This window comes from Leisingera sp. ABM4_103, assembly GCF_056158685.1.
Map to the genome: position 1 here is coordinate 57,143 of NZ_JBSWTU010000005.1, position 16,372 is coordinate 73,514.

Genomic DNA, 16,372 nt, shown 5'->3' on the forward strand with positions numbered 1-16,372 from the left:
GTTCCGGCAGGTTATCCGGCCAGCAACGCGCGGGCCGCGGCACGGGCCTCGTTGGTGATGGTATCACCGGACACCATACGGGCAAGCTCATCCACCCGTTCCGTTCCATCCAGCGGCACCACCTGTGACAATGTCATGCCGTCGATCACCTGCTTGCGCACCTGCCAATGATGGCCGCCAAGCGCCGCCACCTGCGGCGAGTGGGTCACCACCAGCACTTGGCCGCCGCTTGCAAGGTTGCGCAGCCTGCGGCCCACAGCATCCGCCGTTGCACCGCCGACCCCGCGGTCGATCTCGTCGAAAATCAGCGTCTTGCTGGCATCCTCGCCGCGCAGGCAGACCTTGAGCGCCAGCAGGAAGCGGCTGAGCTCCCCGCCCGAAGCGATCTTGTTCAGCGGCCCGGCAGGCGCGCCCGGATTGGTGGCGACGGTAAAGGCCACCGCGTCGGTTCCGTCCGGTCCCGGCTCTGCCGTGGTAATGCGGGTCTCAAATACCGCCCGCTCCATCTTGAGAGGCGCCAGCTCCGCCATCACCGCCTTGTCCAGCGATGCGGCGCCCTGGCGGCGCACAGCACCCAACTGCTTGGCGGCTTGCGTGTAAAAGTCTTCTGCCGCCTTCAGCGCGGCCTCCTGATCGGCCAGGTTCTGATCGCCCGCATCCAGCGCGGCAAGCTTCGCCCGCAAGGTTTCGGCATAGTCGCCCAGTTCATCCGCCTGCACGCCGTGCTTGCGCGCCAGCGCGCGGATCGCAAACAGACGCTCCTCGCAGTCTTCCAGCTCACCCGGGTTGAAGTCCAGGCTGCCAAGCACACGCTCCACACCGTCCTGAGCATCGCCCAGCTCTATCATCGCGCGGCTCAGCGCCGCCAGCGGCTCATCCAGGCCTGTTTCGTCCTCTTGGCCCGCAACGCCCTCCAGCCAGCGCTGCGCCTCTCCCATCGCGGACTCGGCGCCCTCGCTGAGCAGCGCATGGGCGCGGGCGATGTCGCCCCGGATGCGCTCGGCCGCCTGCATCTGGCGGCGGCGGGTGTCCAGCGCCTCATCCTCGCCCGGCTGCGGATCCAGCTTGTCCAGCTCAGCAACCGCATGGCGCAGGAACTCTTCCTCGGCCCGCACGGCCTCCAGCGCGGCACGGGTGGCCGCCACCGTCTTGCGCGCCTTGGCCGCTCCGGCCCAGGCCGCCCGGACTTTGGCCAGCAGCGGCTGGGTGCCGGCATACTGGTCCAGCAGCGCCATGTGGCCGCGCGGATTGAGCAGCCCGCGGTCGTCATGCTGGCCGTGCAGTTCCACCAGGGTTTCCGACAGCGCCCGCAGCACTTCGCCCGAGCAGCGCCGGTCATTGACCCAGGCTGTCTTGCGACCGTCGGCGGTGTTCACCCGGCGCAGGATCAGGCTGTCGCCGCCGGGCAGCCCGGCCTCTTCCAGGATCGCATGAGCCGGGTGATCTGCTGGCAGGTCGAATTCCGCCAGCACCTCGCCCTGCTTGGCGCCCTGGCGCACCAGTTCGGCGCGGCCGCGCCAGCCCAGCACAAAACCGAGACTGTCGAGGAGAATGGATTTGCCCGCCCCGGTCTCGCCGGTCAGCACATTCAGCCCGGGCTGAAAATTCAGCTCCAGGTGGTCAATGATCAGGATATCCCGGATATCAAGCGCGCGCAGCATTGCCCCGCCCCATTGCCGCAGCGGCCCTTACAGCCACTGCCCTTTCACCGTCTGCCGGTAGATCTGGCTCAGCCAGTTGTTGCCGCGGTCCTTGGGCTTGAGCCCTTGCGCGGTCAACAGCCTGTAGCTGTCCTCATACCAATCGGTGGACTGGAAGTTGTGGCCCAGAATGGCCGCCGCAGTCTGTGCTTCGGCAGTCAGGCCCAGCGACAGATAGCCCTCGACCAGGCGGTGCAGCGCCTCTGGCGTGTGGCTGGTGGTCTGGAAATCCTCCACCACCACCCGGAAGCGGTTGATTGCAGAGGTGTAATGGCCGCGGCGCAGGTAGTAGCGGCCGATCTCCATCTCCTTGCCCGCCAGGTGGTCAAAGGCCAGGTCGAATTTCAGGATAGCCGAGGTGGCATACTGGCTGTCCGGGTAAACCTCGATCACCGTGCGCAGCGCCTGCAGCGCCTGGAAGGTCAGCCCCTGGTCGCGGCCCACCTCGTCGATCTGGTCGTAATAGCTGAGTGCCAGCAGATACTGGGCATAAGCCGCATCCTCATCTGCCGGGTAAAAGTCGATGAACCGCTGCGCGGCGGCGCGGCTGTTCTCGTAATCCTTGGTCGAGTGATAGGCAAAGGCCTGCATGATCACCGCCTGTTTCGCCCATTCGGAATAAGGGTACAGGCGCTCGATCTCGGCAAAATAATAAACGGCATCCTTGGGACGCCGGTTGGCCAGCTCGAACTCGCCGCGCTCATAGATCTGATCGGGGGAATAGGCCTCGACCAACTCGCCGCGCTTGACTGCGCCGCCGTCACCGCCGCAGCCCGCAAGCACCGCCATCAGAACGACCGCGCCCAAGGTTCTGGCTCCTGCCCTGATGCCGTTCATAATGCCTAACCTCACCGTCATTGACTTACGGGTGTCCGCCCCGGTTATGCCGTCTCTAGCATATTCGAATGGCGCGCAAAATGCCTTTCGCCACTTCCGGGTTCACATGGCAGAGAAAGCCGCCCGCGGTCAAGGCTGCGCGGGAATTCCCTGCCGCAAGGGCTGCCATTGCGGCCACATGAAAAGACCCGGGACAAGGGGGTCCCGGGCCAGTTGTCCGCTCGTTCCTGGTTTTCTGCCTTATGCCACGCGGCGCTGTTCAGCCGGGATTTCCGACCAGATCAGCCCCTGCCCCGGAAGCCGTGCGGTCATCGCTGCATCGCAGACGACGGCCCGGACTGCACCCGGCTCCGCAAACAAGGCTCGCAGCAAGGTGTTGGTCAGCGCGTGCCCCGCGCGCTCGCCAACGTAGCGCCCCAAGATCGGCCCCCCGGCCAGTGCCAGATCGCCCAGGGCATCCAGCATCTTGTGGCGTACAGGCTCGTCCGAGTGGCGCAGGCCCGCGCCGCTCTCGACCCGGTCCCCGTCAAACACAACCGCGTTCTCGCCCGGCACACCGCCCAGGGCGAGGCCGTTGGCCTGCATGGATTCGACATCCGCCTGACGGCAGAAAGTGCGGCTGTCGCACAGCTCACGCGCAAAGCTGCCGTTGCGCATGTCCAGCACTTTGCTCTGGCGGCCGATCGCGGCTTCGGCAAAGTCGATGTGGAATTCGATGGTCAGGCGGTCCGATGGCAGCAGGGTGGCGCGGGCGCCGTCCTTTTCAACCGTCACCGGCTTCAGCACTTCATAGGCAGTCGCGGGCACGCCCTGGCGCTGCACGCCGTATTTCATGATGCCGCGCACAAACGGTGCCGAGGACCCATCCACAATCGGCACTTCCGGGCCGTCGATTTCGATCAGCGCATTGTGCACGCCGCAGCCAGCCAGCGCCGCCATGATGTGCTCGACTGTGGAAACACTCACACCGGAGGTGTTGACCAGCCGGGTGCACAGCGGGCTGCGCTCAACCAGGTCCCAGCGGGCCGGAACCATAGTGTTGCCCAATGCGATGTCGGTGCGCTTGAACACGATCCCATGCCCCGCCGGAGCCGGGATCAGGATCATGCGGGCGGGTTTGCCGGAATGCAGGCCGACCCCTTCAAATGCCACCGATGCCTTGAGCGTATTTTGCACGTTGTGCCTCATTTCACTATGTCCGGCCTCCCGGGCCGTGTTGCGAAAGAGAGTTAAGGTTTTGGAAAAAAACCTACAACTCAATCTTTGTAACGGTTTGAAACATGGCTGTAACAGATAGGCAAAACACCGCTTAGATCCACGCAAAGCACTGATCCAAAAAGAGAAAGCCGCCCAAAAGGCGGCTTTCGTCAGCGTCAGATGTGATGCGTCAGTTGGCCTGGCGGCGCAGAAACGCGGGGATTTCGATGCGTTCCTGGTCGGGATCAGGCTGCTGCGCCTGGGCCTGCTGCGGCTGTGCCGAGGGTGCCGGCGCCTGCATTGCGGGCTGCTGGCGCACCGCCTGCGGCTGCTGTTTGGCCGCCGGGGTCTCAGTTGTGCCGGTCATCCGGTGGATCAGCGAATTCAGGCCGAACCGGCGCTGGCCCTCGGGCTGCTGCTGTTGTTGCTGTTGCTGCTGCGGAGCCGGTGCAACCGGCGCCACCGGACGCGGCTGCTGCGCCTGCGGCTGCTGGACCCGCTGGGCCGCGGCCTGCAGACGCTCCAGCGCCTGCGGCGACGGGGTGCCCGGCGCGGGCGCCTTGGGTGCGACAAAGGCGTCTGCCTGCTGCCCGGCAGCATCCGCCTGCGGGCGGAACTCAGGCACCTGCGGCTGATAGGCCGGCGGCGGCAGGCCGTCATCGCCCATCTGCTCCGGCTCTTCAAAGACGTCGCCGGACTGGTCCTGCTCAGCGGCCTGCTGCACGTTCATCTCTTCGAACAGCGACGGCTCTTCCAGCGCGGCGGGGGCTTGAGCAGCTTCCGCAGCCGGGGCCGGGGCCGGGGCAGCTTCCACAGGCCGCGGCTGTTCAACCGGGGTTTCCAGTTCCAGCGGTGCGGCGCGGGTTTCCTCGACGGTGACAGTCTGGCGCAGCGGTGCCGACATCGGGCGGCGCGGCACCGGCATATCGGTGTTCACGTCGGTGGCGTCGATGCCGGTGGCCACGACGGAGACCCGCATCTTGCCTTCCATGCCGGTGTCCAGGGTGGAACCCACGATGATGTTGGCATCCGGGTCCACTTCCTCGCGGATGCGGTTGGCCGCCTCGTCCAGTTCGAACAGGGTCAGGTCGTGGCTGCCGGTGATGTTGATCAGCACGCCCTTGGCGCCCTTGAGGCTGATTTCGTCCAGAAGCGGGTTGGCAATCGCCTTCTCGGCGGCCTGCACGGCGCGGTCTTCGCCCTCGCCCTCGCCGGTGCCCATCATCGCCTTGCCCATCTCGTCCATCACCGCGCGGACGTCGGCAAAGTCGAGGTTGATCAGGCCCGGGCGCACCATCAGGTCGGTCACACCCTTGACGCCCTGATACAGCACGTCATCCGCCATCGAGAACGCCTCGGTGAAGGTGGTCTTCTCGTTGGCGAGGCGGAACAGGTTCTGGTTCGGGATGATGATCAGCGTGTCCACAACCTTTTGCAGGCTTTCGACACCGCTTTCGGCCTGGCGCATCCGCTTGAGGCCCTCGAACTGGAACGGCTTGGTCACGACACCAACGGTCAGCACGCCGAGTTCCCGCGCCGCCTGCGCGATGATCGGTGCCGCGCCGGTGCCAGTGCCGCCGCCCATGCCGGCAGTGATAAAGCACATATGCGCGCCCGCCAGATGGTCGACGATCTGCTCGATGCTTTCCTCAGCCGCGGCGGAGCCCACCTGCGGGCGGGCGCCTGCGCCCAGGCCCTCGGTCACTTTCACACCCAGCTGGATGCGGGCCTTGGCCGCGCTTTGCTGCAGGGCCTGCGCGTCGGTATTGGCCACGACGAATTCAACGCCGTCCAATTCCTTCTCGATCATGTTGTTGACGGCGTTGCCGCCGGCCCCGCCGACACCAAATACCGTGATCTTCGGCTTCAACTCTTCCTGCCCGGGCATCGAAAAATTCAACGTCATGCTCTTACCGCCTGTGTTACCCGCCCTCCCGCAAAGGGCTTGTTCCTGTCCTATTCACCATAATCTTACCGTGGAGGGGATGTTTCGTCATCCCAAAAAGCACAAAGTGCCACAAAATAAGGTCTCAATTCTAAGACCAAACCGCGGTATTTCGCCGTCCCTAGCAGATATTGCGGTTTACGCACAAGCCCAACACAACACAGAGGATCCATCCGCAAAATCCTTAGTGCGGAGGACGTTTCCCTGATCTGTGGCTGGCCACTGCCCGGCCTGCTGAATCGCCGCTTTTGCGCGGACGTTAAGAACAACCTAACGGGTCCTGCCGGCGCTGTCACGCCCTCTTTGCCCATCCAGGTTGAATTGATTTGCCGGTTACCAGTTGTCGCGGAACCAGCGCACGGCGCGGCCCAGGGTGCCCGCCGGATGGCGGCTGGCGGGCATGTCGAAATCCCACCACTCATCCTGCGGGTGCGCCGCAAACAGGCACAGCCCCACGGCAGAGGCAAAGCCCGGCCCGGTCGCCGATTGCGGCAGGCCATGCACCCGCAGCGGGCGGCCCAAGCGCACCTGCTGACCGAGGATCCGGCTCGCCAGCCCGTCCAGACCCATGATCTGGCTGGAGCCGCCGGTCAGCACGATCTGCTGGCTGGACAGGTATTCGAACCCGGCCGCATCGAGCCGTGCGCGCACTTCCTCAAGTATCTCCTCGACGCGCGGCCGCATGATGCCGATCAGCTCCGCCCGGCTGACGGTCCGGCGGTCATGCTCCCAGTCGCCGGTATCGCCGCCGATGTCGATCATGTCGCGGTCGTCGGCCCCGGTGGCATGGACGCCGCCGCAGAAGGTCTTGATCCGCTCCGCATTGGCCAGCGGCACCCCCAGCCCCATCGAGATGTCGCTGGTGATGTGATCGCCGCCCAGACGCACCGCGTCGGCATAGATCATGTGCTTCTTCATGAAGATCGAGATCGAGGTGGAGCCGCCGCCCATGTCGATGCAGGCCGCGCCCAGCTCCTGCTCATCCTCGACCAGCGCCGAGAAGCCGGAGACATAGGCCGACGACGCGATCCCCGCCAGCTCAAGGTCGCAGCGCTGGATGCAGCGCACCAGGTTCTGCACGGCGATGGCATCGACCGTCAGCATGTGCATGTCGACCGCCAGGGTCTGCCCCATCTGGCCGCGCGGATCGGCGAGGCCCGAGCGGTTGTCGAGCGCAAAGTTCACCGGCTGCGCGTGCAGCACCTCGCGCCCGGCGCCGTATTCCGGCACTTCGCAGGAGGCCAGCACCTGGGCGACCTCATTCTCCGAAACCACCTGGCCTTCCAGATCCAGCTTGGCGTCCAGCCCGTAGGAGCGCGGATTGGCGCCGGAGAAACAGGCGATCACGTGATCGACGCGCACCTCTGCCATCTTCTGCGCCGCCTGCACCGCGGTACGGATGGCGCGCTCGGTCTCCTGCATCGCGGTGATCTCACCGAACTGCACACCGCGCGAGCGGGTGGTGGCCGCACCAATCACCCTAAAGCCCGACTGCCCGGCCAGCGCACCGATGGAGCCATCCTCGCTCAGCTTGCCAGTGCCGTCAAAACGCAGCACCAGGCAGGCGATCTTGGAGCTGCCCACGTCCAAAATAGCCACCACGCCGCGCTGCATCGCCTGGCGCCGCATCTGCCGCATTGCCCGCTGCGACTGATAGAGATCTGTCATGTTACTGCCCGCCCCCATTCAACTGCCGGATGCGCCACCAGTTTTCCACTGCGTTTTCGGTCATGCGGATGGTCGGGCGCCCGGCCAGGCGCATATCCACCGCCGCCACATCGCGTTCCAGCAAATCCTGCACTTCGCTTACCGCCAGCACCCGCTCCAGGGCGCGCACCGGGTTTTCCGCCGGCAGCATGATGCGCTGCTTGCGGTCCAGCACCACGTCCCAGCGCCGCTCGCCCACCCGCACCAGGCCGCGCAGCCGCGGCCCCAGCGGTTTCGCTGCTGCAAACAGCCGCAGCGCCTGGCCTGCGTGCCTGGCCGCACCCTTGCCCGCAATCAGCGGCAGATCGGGATGCAGGCTGCGGCGGCCCAGCTCGGCCACGTGAATGCCGTTTTCGTCCAGCAGCGCCAGCCCTTCGCGGCTGCGCCAGATCAGCGCCGGCGCGCGTTCCTCGACATCCACTTGCAGAATGCCGCCCGCACGGATCCTGACGCTTGCGGATTTCACCGGGTCCAGCCCGGTGATCACATCGCGGATCTGCTCCAGATCCAGATCGAAGGAGCTGACCGGGAAATCCAGCGGCACCACTTCGCGAATGTCCTGCGCCACGCTGGTGCCGGCCCCGTCCACCGCCATCACCTTGACCATGAACTCAGGCCGTTCCTCGATCGCAGCGCGGGCATCGTTGATCAGCCCCTGCAGCGCATCGCGGCGGCCCTCATCCGCCAGGTAGGCGCTGCCGGCCGCCAGGACCAGGCACAAGGGTACCCCGAACCGCAAGCCGAACCGGATGCCCGGAGTCAGCATCCAGCGCTGCAGCCGGTATTTCAGCCGCGACGGCGCCGGATCCGCCCGCCCTTCGGCGCTGCGCCGGAAACGCCCCTTCAGCGGTTGCATGAAGCATCCTCCACCATCCAGGCGCACAGCTGGCCAAAGGTCATGCCGCAATGGGCCGCCTGCTCCGGCACCAGCGACGTCGGTGTCATGCCGGGCTGGGTGTTGGTCTCCAAGAGCACCAGCCCGCTGGCGCCGCGGGCCTCATCCCAGCGGAAATCGGTGCGGCTGACACCGCGGCAGCCCAAAGCCTCATGCGCCTTCAGCGCGTATTCCAGGCACAGGTCATGGATTTCCCGCGGCAGATCCGCAGGCAGCACATGGCGCGAGCCGCCGGGCTTGTACTTGGCGTCATAATCATACCAGCCGTCGGTCAGAATGTCGGTCACCGTCAGCGCCCGGTCCCCGATCACCGTGGTGGTCAGCTCGCGCCCCGGCGCGTAGGTCTCGACCATCACCTCTGCCGGCATCTCCTCAGACAGCTGCGGCGGGCCGTTGGCGGCCTCATGCACGATATAGATGCCGACGCTGGAGCCCTCGTTGTTGGGCTTCACCACATAGGGCGGCGCCATCACATGGCCGGCCGTGACGTCATCCTTGGCAAACAGGCCGCTGTCGACCACCGGCAGCCCGGCGGAGCGGTAGACCTCCTTGGAGCGCTGCTTGTCCATCGCCAGCGCCGAGGCCAGCACGCCGGAATGGGTATAGGGAATGCCCAGCCACTCCAGCAGGCCCTGGACGCAGCCGTCCTCGCCCCAGCGCCCATGCAGCGCGTTGAACACCACGTCCGGTTTGATCTCTGCCAGGCGCGCGTGCAGGTCCCGGCCTGCATCCACCTCTACAACCTCGAACCCCTCACCGCGCAAAGCGGCCGCGCATTCGCGGCCGCTGGACAGCGATACCTCGCGTTCGGCCGACGGTCCGCCCATCAGCACCGCGACTTTCGGGAGTGCCCTGCTCGACTTACTCACCACAAGCGCCTCAATATGCGGGGCTTTTCTGCCCCTGGTTCTTGGGACCCCGTCAGGGCCCGCCTCATGCCTTAGCGCCGGAATGCCTCCGGCTGTTTTTTGCGGGGCTCTTCGCCCCGGATCCTGCGGGGGCCGCGCCCCTGAAAACCGGCAAGCCATTGCCGCCTCTTCGGCACCCTAACGCCCAAATACTTACCGGGGTGTTAACACTGCCTTTACCACGTTTAACAATTGCCGCTGCCCGGGTCCCGCCGGGACCATATGGTGCCTCAAGCTGCGGCTGCAGAAGCCTTTGTCAGCGTTCAGGTTTTCCAGTTATTCGGGAAGCGGATCACCAATCCGCATGATTTCCCACTCTAACGTGATGCCGGAATTCTCGTAAACCTTTTTCCGCACGTCCTCGCCCAAGCCTTCCAGATCTGCGGCGGTTGCGCCACCGGTGTTGATCAGAAAGTTGGAATGCTTCTCGCTCATCTGGGCACCGCCGCGCCGGGCGCCGCGCATGCCGGCGTTGTCGATCACCTTCCAGGCCTTAAGGTCATGGACATCGTCCGCCCGCCCGGTCGAGGAGAAACCCGCCGGGTTGCGGAAGGTCGATCCGGCCGAGCGGTCCTTGACCGGCTGCGTCTCATCCCGCTTTTGCAGCTGAGCCTCCATCCTAGCGTGCAGCTCCGCCGGATCGCCCTTGGGGCCGCGCAGCGTGGCGGAAACCAGCACCGCGCCCTCGGGGAACGCGGTCTGGCGGTACTGGAAGCCCAGTTCGTCGGCGGTGATCTCGCGGATCTCTCCCTGACGGGTCACGATGGTGGCCGAAACAAACACATCGGCGGTGTAGCTGCCATAGCAGCCCGCATTCATCCGCACCGCTCCGCCGATCGAGCCGGGGATGGTGCGCAGGAAGGTGAGGTCGATACCCGCATCCGCCGCTTTCTTTGCCACATGCGCATCCAGCGCTGCCGCCCCTGCGGTGACGGTATCGCCATCCGTGTCAATGCTGTTGAAACCGCGGCCCAGCCGGATCACCACCGCGCGCAAGCCCCCGTCGCGCACGATCAGGTTGGATCCGACTCCCATCGGAAACACCTGCACCGCCGGGTCCAGCTGGCGCAGGAACGCGGCCAGATCCTCGGTATCCGCAGGCTGAAACAGGTGGTCCGCCGGACCGCCCACCCGCAGCCAGGTCAGCTCCGCCAGCAGCTTCTGCCGGGTCAGCCGCCCGCGAGCCGCCGGAAGTATGATTTCAGAACGCGCCGCCATCGTCTTTTCTGCCCCAGTTTCCAGCCTATGAACGCGCACAGTCCGTAAACAAGATGGCCATTGAAATAAAGGGACAACACGCTCTGGCGGAGATCGTGTTCATGATTTTGCTCAAACACGCTGACGGCCAGCCCCGCCAGAATACCAGCCCAGAGCACTGCCACCCCCTTGGCGAGCCGCAGCCTCCGGTAGCGGGCAAGACAATAGAAGCCAATCAGCCAAGCCGCGCCAAACGCGAGCCAGGCTGCAAACACAGCGGCCATGAGCAGCCTCCACCGGCGGCAAAAACATGCCGGAACGCAACAAGGAACAATCGCTCCTCGCGCATTGGTAGGCCACCACAGAAAATATTTCGTTAAGTCCGGCGCCTGGCTGCGGCGCGGCCGTCAGCGTCCCAGGGAGCGCCTGATATAGCGGCCCAGGTAAATCACCGGCCAGCGCAGCACCGACATCCCCGCCAGCAGCACGGCCAGCCCCCACCAGGGGCCGTTCTCCCAGGCGACATAGCCCAGCAGCGGAATGCCCAGCGCAATCAGCACATAGGCCCGGGTCCAATGGCCGTCGCGGCTGGGGATCATCCCCAGAATATTGGCGGCCAGCGCCCAGACAGCGGCAAGCGTCAAAGACAGCGTCATTTCCGCCTCCTCAATCCGGCAGCTTCATCTGGCCGGAAATATCCCGGGGGGAGCTGCCGCAGGCGGCGGGGGGCAGAGCCCCCTTTCTGCAATCGCGCCCTCAACGTTCCAGCCGGTCCGGCAGCCCGTTGGCCCAGGTGCTGATGGTGCCCGCGCCCAGGCAGACGACCATATCGCCGGGCCGCGCCTGCTCGCGCACCAGGCGCTCCAGGTCTTCCTCGTTCAGCAGTGCGCGGGCATGGCGGTGGCCGTGGCGGATCAGGCCCGCCACCAGGTCATCGCGGCTGGCGCCCTCGATCGGGTCTTCGCCGGCGGCAAACACCTCGGCAATTGCCACCACGTCCGCCTCGTTGAAGCAGGCGCAGAAGTCGTCAAACAGATTCGACAGGCGTGAATAGCGGTGCGGCTGATGCACAGCGATCACCCGGCCCTCGCAGGCCTGGCGCGCCGCCTTGAGCACCGCGGCAATCTCCACCGGGTGGTGGCCGTAATCGTCAATGATGGTGACGCCGTTCACTTCGCCCACCTTGGTGAAACGGCGGTTGACGCCGCCAAAGGCCGCAAGCGCGGTGCGGATTTCGGTGCTGTTCATGCCCAGGTGCCGCGCCACCGCGACGGCGGACAAGGCGTTGGAGACATTGTGGTCTCCCGGCATCGGCAGGGTGCAGCCCTCGATCACCCGGTCCTCGGCCTGCAGCACCACGTCGAAATGCGCCACGCCGCCCTTGTAGGTCAGGTTCACCGCCCGCACATCGGCCTGTGCGTTGAAGCCATAGGTCACCACCCGGCGGTCGGAGATCCGGCCCACCAGCGCCTGCACCTCGGCATGGTCGGTGCAGCAAACCGCGACGCCATAGAACGGAATGTTGGAAACAAACTCCAGAAACCCGTCGCGCAAGCGGTCGAAGTCGCCCCAATGCTCCATATGCTCGGGGTCGATGTTGGTCACCACGGCAATGGTCGCGGGCAGGCGGTTGAAAGAACCGTCGCTCTCATCCGCTTCGACCACCATCCATTCGCCCTGCCCCATCCGCGCGTTGGAGCCATAGGCGTGAATGATGCCGCCGTTGATGATCGTCGGGTCAAAGCCGCCGGCCACCATCAGCTCCGCCATCATCGTGGTGGTGGTGGTCTTGCCGTGAGTGCCGGCAATGGCGACGTTGGATTTCAGCCGCATCAGCTCCGCCAGCATATCGGCGCGGCGCACCACCGGCAGGCCGCGCAGGCGGGCCTCGTCCAGCTCCGGGTTGCCCGGCTTGATCGCCGAGGAGATCACCACAACCGCGGCCTCCTCCAGGTTCTCCGCCTTCTGGCCCACAAAGATGCGCGCCCCCAGCTCCTGCAGGCGGCTAGTGATCTTGGAGGATTTCAGGTCCGATCCCTGCACCATATAGCCGAGGTTCAACAGCACCTCGGCGATGCCCGACATGCCGATGCCTCCGATACCGACAAAGTGGATCGGGCCGACATCACCGGGCAGTTTGGTTGCTGGGTTCATACTCTCATCCTTCCTCGGCCAGTTGCTCCACCAATGCCGCCAACCGGTCGGTGGCATCAGGAACTCCGGCGCTCAAAGCGGCTGCCGCCATTTGCGTGGCAGCCTGCGGGTTACTCAGAATCGCGCCCATATGCTCTGCCAGCACCGGGATATCAAGGGCGCTTTCCGGGATCATAACAGCGGCATTGGCGTCAACCAGCCCGCGGGCGTTGGCGGTCTGGTGATCGCCTGCGGCGGCGGCAAAGGGGATCAGGATCGAGGGACGCCCGATGATCGAGATATCGGCCACCGAAGACGCGCCCGATCGCGAGACCACCAGCTGCGCCTCCGACATGCGCGCAGGCACGTCGGTAAAGAATGTCTGCACATCGGCATTGATGCCATTGCTGGCATAAAAGGCGCTGACCCGCTCCAGGTCTTCTTCGCGCGCCTGATGCGACACGCGCAGGTGCCGGCGGATATTGTCCGGCAGCGCCGCCACCGCGGCGGGCACCACGTCGGACAGGATGCGCGCGCCCTGGCTACCGCCCATCACCAATAGCGACATCGGGTAGTCGCCGGGCGGGATATAGCCGGCGCCCGCCCGCTCCATCACCGCGCTGCGCACCGGGTTGCCAACATGCTCATGCGGCACGCCGTCGGGCAGAGAGGTAGGCCAGGTGCCGCAGGCCACCCCGGCCACGCGGGTGGCAAAGATCTGGTTCACACGCCCCAGCACGCCGTTCTGCTCGTGGATCATCCGCGGCAGCTTCAACAGCGTTGCCGCGCCCAGCGCCGGGATCGACGGGTAACCGCCAAAGCCGATCACCGCATCGGGGCGGTCGCTTCGCATTTGCATCGCCATCGACAGAACACCGCCCGCAATCTTCGGCCCCACCAGCGCCTTGGCCAGCAGCCCGCCGCGGGCAAAGGTGGCCGAAGACACCTGCGATATCTCAACCGCGCTCGGAAACGCCGCGGTATAGCGTGCGCCGCGCGCGTCGGTCGACAGTTTCACGCGCCAGCCGCGCGCCAGCATTGCCTCGGCCAGCGCCTGTGCAGGAAACATATGGCCGCCGGTTCCGCCGGCAGCCATCAAAAGCAGTTTCTGTGCCATTCCCAGGTGGTCTCTTTTCCAAATCTCGTCAGCGGCCGCGGCCGTTCAGGTAGTCGGCAATCCCGCCTTGCGGGCGCGTCCGGGTAAAGGCCAGCAGCATACCCACTGCAATCCCGGTGGCAATCAGCGAGGATCCGCCGTAGCTGACAAACGGCAAAGTCATGCCTTTGGCGGGCAAGAGCCGCACCGCAACCCCCATGTTGATCATCGCCTGCACACCGAACATGCACACGAGGCCCGTGCCCGCGAGGCGGATAAAGGTATCGCGCTCGCGCATCAGCCGGAACAGCGACCGCACCACGATCAGCGCATAAAGCGCGATCAGCACCGCCACCAGCACCAGCCCGTATTCCTCGGCCGCAACCGCGACGATGAAATCGGTGTGCGCGTCCGGCAGCGACCATTTCACCTGGCCCTCGCCAACGCCGACGCCGAACAGTCCGCCCTCGCGGATCGCGTTGGTGGCATAGCCCAGCTGGGTGGTCGGATCGACATCGGGATTCAAAAAGCCGTCGATGCGGCGGGCAAAGTGTTCTGAGCTGTTATAGGCAAAGACACCGCCCAGCACGACAACGGCGGCCATGCAGACCAGAAGCAGCATCGGCGCGCCGGCGACGAAATACATCACTCCCCAGCCGAACAGGATCAGGCTGGCCTGGCCGAAATCCGGCTGCAAAACCAGCATCATCACCACCATCATGCACAGCGCAAAGGACATCAGCGTGCCCGGCGGGCCATTGATCTGCTGGCTGGCGGCAATCATCCAGGCGGCGACGACAATGAACCCGGGCTTCAGGAACTCAGACGGCTGCAGCGAGGCAAAGCCAAGCGAATACCAGCGCACCGCGCCCTTGCCGAAATCGGTGCCGAAGATGGGCAGGAACGCCAGCGCCACAAAGGCCACGGCAAAGCCGACCACCGCCAGCCGCCGCACCAGCGTCGGCGACATCACCGATGTGATCAGCATCGCGGCCAGCGCCGTCAGGCCAAAAACCGCCTGCCGCTGCACATAGTGGAAATTGCCGAACCCGTTCCGCTCCGCCAGCGGCACCGAGGCGGCAAGCCCCAGGAGCAGCCCGATCACGAACAGCATCAGGATGCAGGACATCGTCCATTTATCCAGCGTCCGCCACCATTTCGGAAGGATCGGCTCGCCTGCCCGCACAGGAACCGCGCCATAGACCATCTCAGTCATGGGAATACCGCCACTATTTGCCTCGCTCCGCCCCATTTTTCGGGGTCTCACCTAAACTGTAACAATTCGTGAGCCATGGCGCCAGAAAAAGAACACCCTTCGGCGGAATCCCACCACCCCGCCGCGGGCCCGTCTTGACAGGCAGGAAGTTGCCCGGCAGCCGGCAGCAATCCGCAAAAGCCCGCCGCCCGGCCTCCCCCTTGCGCCGGCGCCGGTTCCGTGGTCGATGCCCGCCATGCAGATGAACACTCTGATTCTCGGCGCCGGCGCGGCTGGCATGATGTGCGCGGCTCATGCCGGCGGCAGCAGCCTGGTGATCGACCACGCCAAAGCGCCGGGCGAGAAAATCCGCATTTCCGGCGGCGGCCGCTGCAACTTCACCAACATGTATGCAGAGGCGAAGAACTACCTTTCCGCCAATCCGCATTTCTGCAAATCCGCACTCGCCCGCTACACCCAGTGGGATTTCATCGAACTGGTCAGCCGCCACGGCATCGCCTGGCACGAGAAAACCCTGGGGCAGCTGTTCTGCGACGGCTCCTCCAAACAGATCATCACGATGCTGGTGGACGAGATGCGGCAGGCCGGCGCAGATCTTTGGCTGCACACGTCGGTAGAGAACGTGGAGCGGACCGCGGACGGCTACCGCGTCAAACTGCTGCGCGAGGGCAAGGCGCAGACCGTCACCTGCCGCAACCTGGTGCTGGCCACCGGCGGCAAGTCGATCCCCAAGATGGGCGCCACCGGGCTTGCCTACGACCTCGCCCGCCAGTTCGGGCTGGAGATCACAGACACCCGCCCCGCGCTGGTCCCCTTCACCTTCCCGGACGGGCGCTTCCAACCGCTGGCCGGCGTCTCCCTGCCCGCGCGGCTGTCGAACGAGCGCACGTCCTTCGACGAGGCGCTGCTGTTCACCCACCGCGGCCTCTCAGGACCCTCGGTGCTGCAGCTCTCCTCCTACTGGCGCGAAGGCGAGGAGATCACCGCGAACCTGATCCCGGAGACGCCGCTCTACGGCCTGTTGCGTGAACAGCGCCAGGCCGAGGGCCGCCGCGACCTGACCACCGAACTTTCCCGCCACCTGCCCGGCAAGCTGGTGGAATTCCTCGCGCCCCAGCTTGGCCTCAAGGGCCGCCTGGCGGATCAATCCGACGCTGCCCTGACCGCGCTGTGCGAGTCGCTGCAAAATTGGCGCCTGCTGCCTGCCGGCACCGAAGGCTACCGCACCGCCGAAGTCACCCTGGGCGGCATCTGCACCGAGGGCCTTTCCTCCAAAACCATGGAAGCCAAAGCCGCCCCCGGCCTCTATGCCATCGGCGAGGCGGTGGACGTGACCGGCTGGCTCGGCGGCTACAACTTCCAATGGGCCTGGTCGTCGGGCCACGCCGCAGGCACCGCCATCGCCGCCAAGAGCTGAGCCTTAAGGTTTTCCGCTTCGGAGCCGCCTTTGCTTGGGCCAAGGCGGCCAGGGATGACGGGCGGGGTCAAGGGAAATCGCGGAGGCTCCGCCGCAGGCGGATACCGCTATTTCGCTTGGCCGC

The 16,372-nt window shown here is 65.5% G+C and carries 14 protein-coding genes; 1 reads left to right on the plus strand and 13 read right to left on the minus strand.

Annotated elements, in window-relative coordinates:
• Positions 1 to 11: 11 nt before the first annotated feature.
• The 13 genes from recN to ftsW all read right to left on the minus strand — a co-directional run bounded on the left by recN (position 12) and on the right by ftsW (position 14,831).
• Entirely contained in the window at positions 12 to 1,661 is a 1,650-nt protein-coding gene (recN, locus tag ACXAED_RS01915) for a DNA repair protein RecN (protein WP_475046475.1), read from the minus strand.
• A gap of 27 nt (positions 1,662 to 1,688) precedes the next feature.
• The gene (locus tag ACXAED_RS01920; protein WP_475046477.1) at positions 1,689 to 2,537 is read right to left on the minus strand and encodes an outer membrane protein assembly factor BamD; all 849 of its coding nucleotides are present in this window, start codon (positions 2,535 to 2,537) and stop codon (positions 1,689 to 1,691) included.
• Positions 2,538 to 2,777: 240 nt separating this feature from the next.
• A complete protein-coding gene (lpxC, locus tag ACXAED_RS01925) occupies positions 2,778 to 3,725 on the minus strand; it encodes a UDP-3-O-acyl-N-acetylglucosamine deacetylase (RefSeq protein ID WP_475046479.1) in 948 nt (315 codons plus the stop codon).
• A 199-nt stretch (positions 3,726 to 3,924) separates the two neighbouring features.
• The gene (ftsZ, locus tag ACXAED_RS01930) at positions 3,925 to 5,640 is read right to left on the minus strand and encodes a cell division protein FtsZ (protein ID WP_475046480.1); all 1,716 of its coding nucleotides are present in this window, start codon (positions 5,638 to 5,640) and stop codon (positions 3,925 to 3,927) included.
• Positions 5,641 to 6,012: 372 nt separating this feature from the next.
• Positions 6,013 to 7,347, minus strand: a complete 1,335-nt coding sequence (gene ftsA / locus ACXAED_RS01935; RefSeq protein WP_475046481.1) for a cell division protein FtsA — start codon at positions 7,345 to 7,347, stop codon at positions 6,013 to 6,015.
• A gap of 1 nt (position 7,348) precedes the next feature.
• Positions 7,349 to 8,242 (minus strand): cell division protein FtsQ/DivIB, encoded by an 894-nt coding sequence (locus tag ACXAED_RS01940; RefSeq protein WP_475046483.1) that lies wholly within the window; start codon positions 8,240 to 8,242, stop codon positions 7,349 to 7,351.
• Positions 8,230 to 9,108 carry a D-alanine--D-alanine ligase gene (locus tag ACXAED_RS01945; RefSeq protein ID WP_475052981.1) on the minus strand — a complete coding sequence of 293 codons (879 nt, stop codon included), beginning with the start codon at positions 9,106 to 9,108 and terminating at the stop codon, positions 8,230 to 8,232. Before ACXAED_RS01945 ends, ACXAED_RS01940 begins: the two co-directional genes overlap by 13 nt.
• A 357-nt stretch (positions 9,109 to 9,465) precedes the next feature.
• Positions 9,466 to 10,407: a UDP-N-acetylmuramate dehydrogenase gene (murB, locus tag ACXAED_RS01950; protein ID WP_475046485.1), complete on the minus strand. Its 942-nt coding sequence runs from the start codon at positions 10,405 to 10,407 to the stop codon at positions 9,466 to 9,468.
• Entirely contained in the window at positions 10,359 to 10,670 is a 312-nt protein-coding gene (locus ACXAED_RS01955) for a hypothetical protein (RefSeq protein WP_475046487.1), read from the minus strand. The genes murB and ACXAED_RS01955 overlap by 49 nt, the downstream gene beginning before the upstream one ends.
• 123 nt (positions 10,671 to 10,793) lie before the next feature.
• Positions 10,794 to 11,042: a DUF2484 family protein gene (locus ACXAED_RS01960; RefSeq protein ID WP_475046489.1), complete on the minus strand. Its 249-nt coding sequence runs from the start codon at positions 11,040 to 11,042 to the stop codon at positions 10,794 to 10,796.
• 100 nt (positions 11,043 to 11,142) lie between these two features.
• Positions 11,143 to 12,540, minus strand: a complete 1,398-nt coding sequence (gene murC, locus ACXAED_RS01965) for a UDP-N-acetylmuramate--L-alanine ligase (RefSeq protein ID WP_475046490.1) — start codon at positions 12,538 to 12,540, stop codon at positions 11,143 to 11,145.
• A gap of 4 nt (positions 12,541 to 12,544) precedes the next feature.
• A complete protein-coding gene (locus ACXAED_RS01970) occupies positions 12,545 to 13,636 on the minus strand; it encodes a UDP-N-acetylglucosamine--N-acetylmuramyl-(pentapeptide) pyrophosphoryl-undecaprenol N-acetylglucosamine transferase (RefSeq protein ID WP_475046492.1) in 1,092 nt (363 codons plus the stop codon).
• Positions 13,637 to 13,664: 28 nt separating this feature from the next.
• Complete coding sequence (gene ftsW / locus ACXAED_RS01975; RefSeq protein WP_475046494.1) at positions 13,665 to 14,831, minus strand: putative lipid II flippase FtsW; 1,167 nt, start codon at positions 14,829 to 14,831, stop codon at positions 13,665 to 13,667.
• Between the two features lie 235 nt (positions 14,832 to 15,066).
• Between ftsW and ACXAED_RS01980 the strand changes: the two genes are divergently transcribed.
• Entirely contained in the window at positions 15,067 to 16,248 is a 1,182-nt protein-coding gene (locus ACXAED_RS01980) for a BaiN/RdsA family NAD(P)/FAD-dependent oxidoreductase (RefSeq protein WP_475046496.1), read from the plus strand.
• Positions 16,249 to 16,372: the final 124 nt, after the last annotated feature.

Excerpts from the sequence above, each read along its gene's own strand:
- ACXAED_RS01920 (WP_475046477.1), bottom strand. The coding sequence starts at position 2,537 with ATGAACGGCATCAGGGCAGGAGCCAGAACCTTGGGCGCGGTCGTTCTG.
- ACXAED_RS01980 (WP_475046496.1), top strand. The coding sequence starts at position 15,067 with ATGCAGATGAACACTCTGATTCTCGGCGCCGGCGCGGCTGGCATGATG.
- murB (WP_475046485.1), bottom strand. The coding sequence starts at position 10,407 with ATGGCGGCGCGTTCTGAAATCATACTTCCGGCGGCTCGCGGGCGGCTG.
- ACXAED_RS01970 (WP_475046492.1), bottom strand. The coding sequence starts at position 13,636 with ATGGCACAGAAACTGCTTTTGATGGCTGCCGGCGGAACCGGCGGCCAT.
- ftsA (WP_475046481.1), bottom strand. The coding sequence starts at position 7,347 with ATGACAGATCTCTATCAGTCGCAGCGGGCAATGCGGCAGATGCGGCGC.
- ACXAED_RS01940 (WP_475046483.1), bottom strand. The coding sequence starts at position 8,242 with ATGCAACCGCTGAAGGGGCGTTTCCGGCGCAGCGCCGAAGGGCGGGCG.
- ftsZ (WP_475046480.1), bottom strand. The coding sequence starts at position 5,640 with ATGACGTTGAATTTTTCGATGCCCGGGCAGGAAGAGTTGAAGCCGAAG.
- ACXAED_RS01955 (WP_475046487.1), bottom strand. The coding sequence starts at position 10,670 with ATGGCCGCTGTGTTTGCAGCCTGGCTCGCGTTTGGCGCGGCTTGGCTG.
- ACXAED_RS01945 (WP_475052981.1), bottom strand. The coding sequence starts at position 9,108 with ATGGGCGGACCGTCGGCCGAACGCGAGGTATCGCTGTCCAGCGGCCGC.
- lpxC (WP_475046479.1), bottom strand. The coding sequence starts at position 3,725 with ATGAGGCACAACGTGCAAAATACGCTCAAGGCATCGGTGGCATTTGAA.
- ACXAED_RS01960 (WP_475046489.1), bottom strand. The coding sequence starts at position 11,042 with ATGACGCTGTCTTTGACGCTTGCCGCTGTCTGGGCGCTGGCCGCCAAT.
- murC (WP_475046490.1), bottom strand. The coding sequence starts at position 12,540 with ATGAACCCAGCAACCAAACTGCCCGGTGATGTCGGCCCGATCCACTTT.
- ftsW (WP_475046494.1), bottom strand. The coding sequence starts at position 14,831 with ATGACTGAGATGGTCTATGGCGCGGTTCCTGTGCGGGCAGGCGAGCCG.
- recN (WP_475046475.1), bottom strand. The coding sequence starts at position 1,661 with ATGCTGCGCGCGCTTGATATCCGGGATATCCTGATCATTGACCACCTG.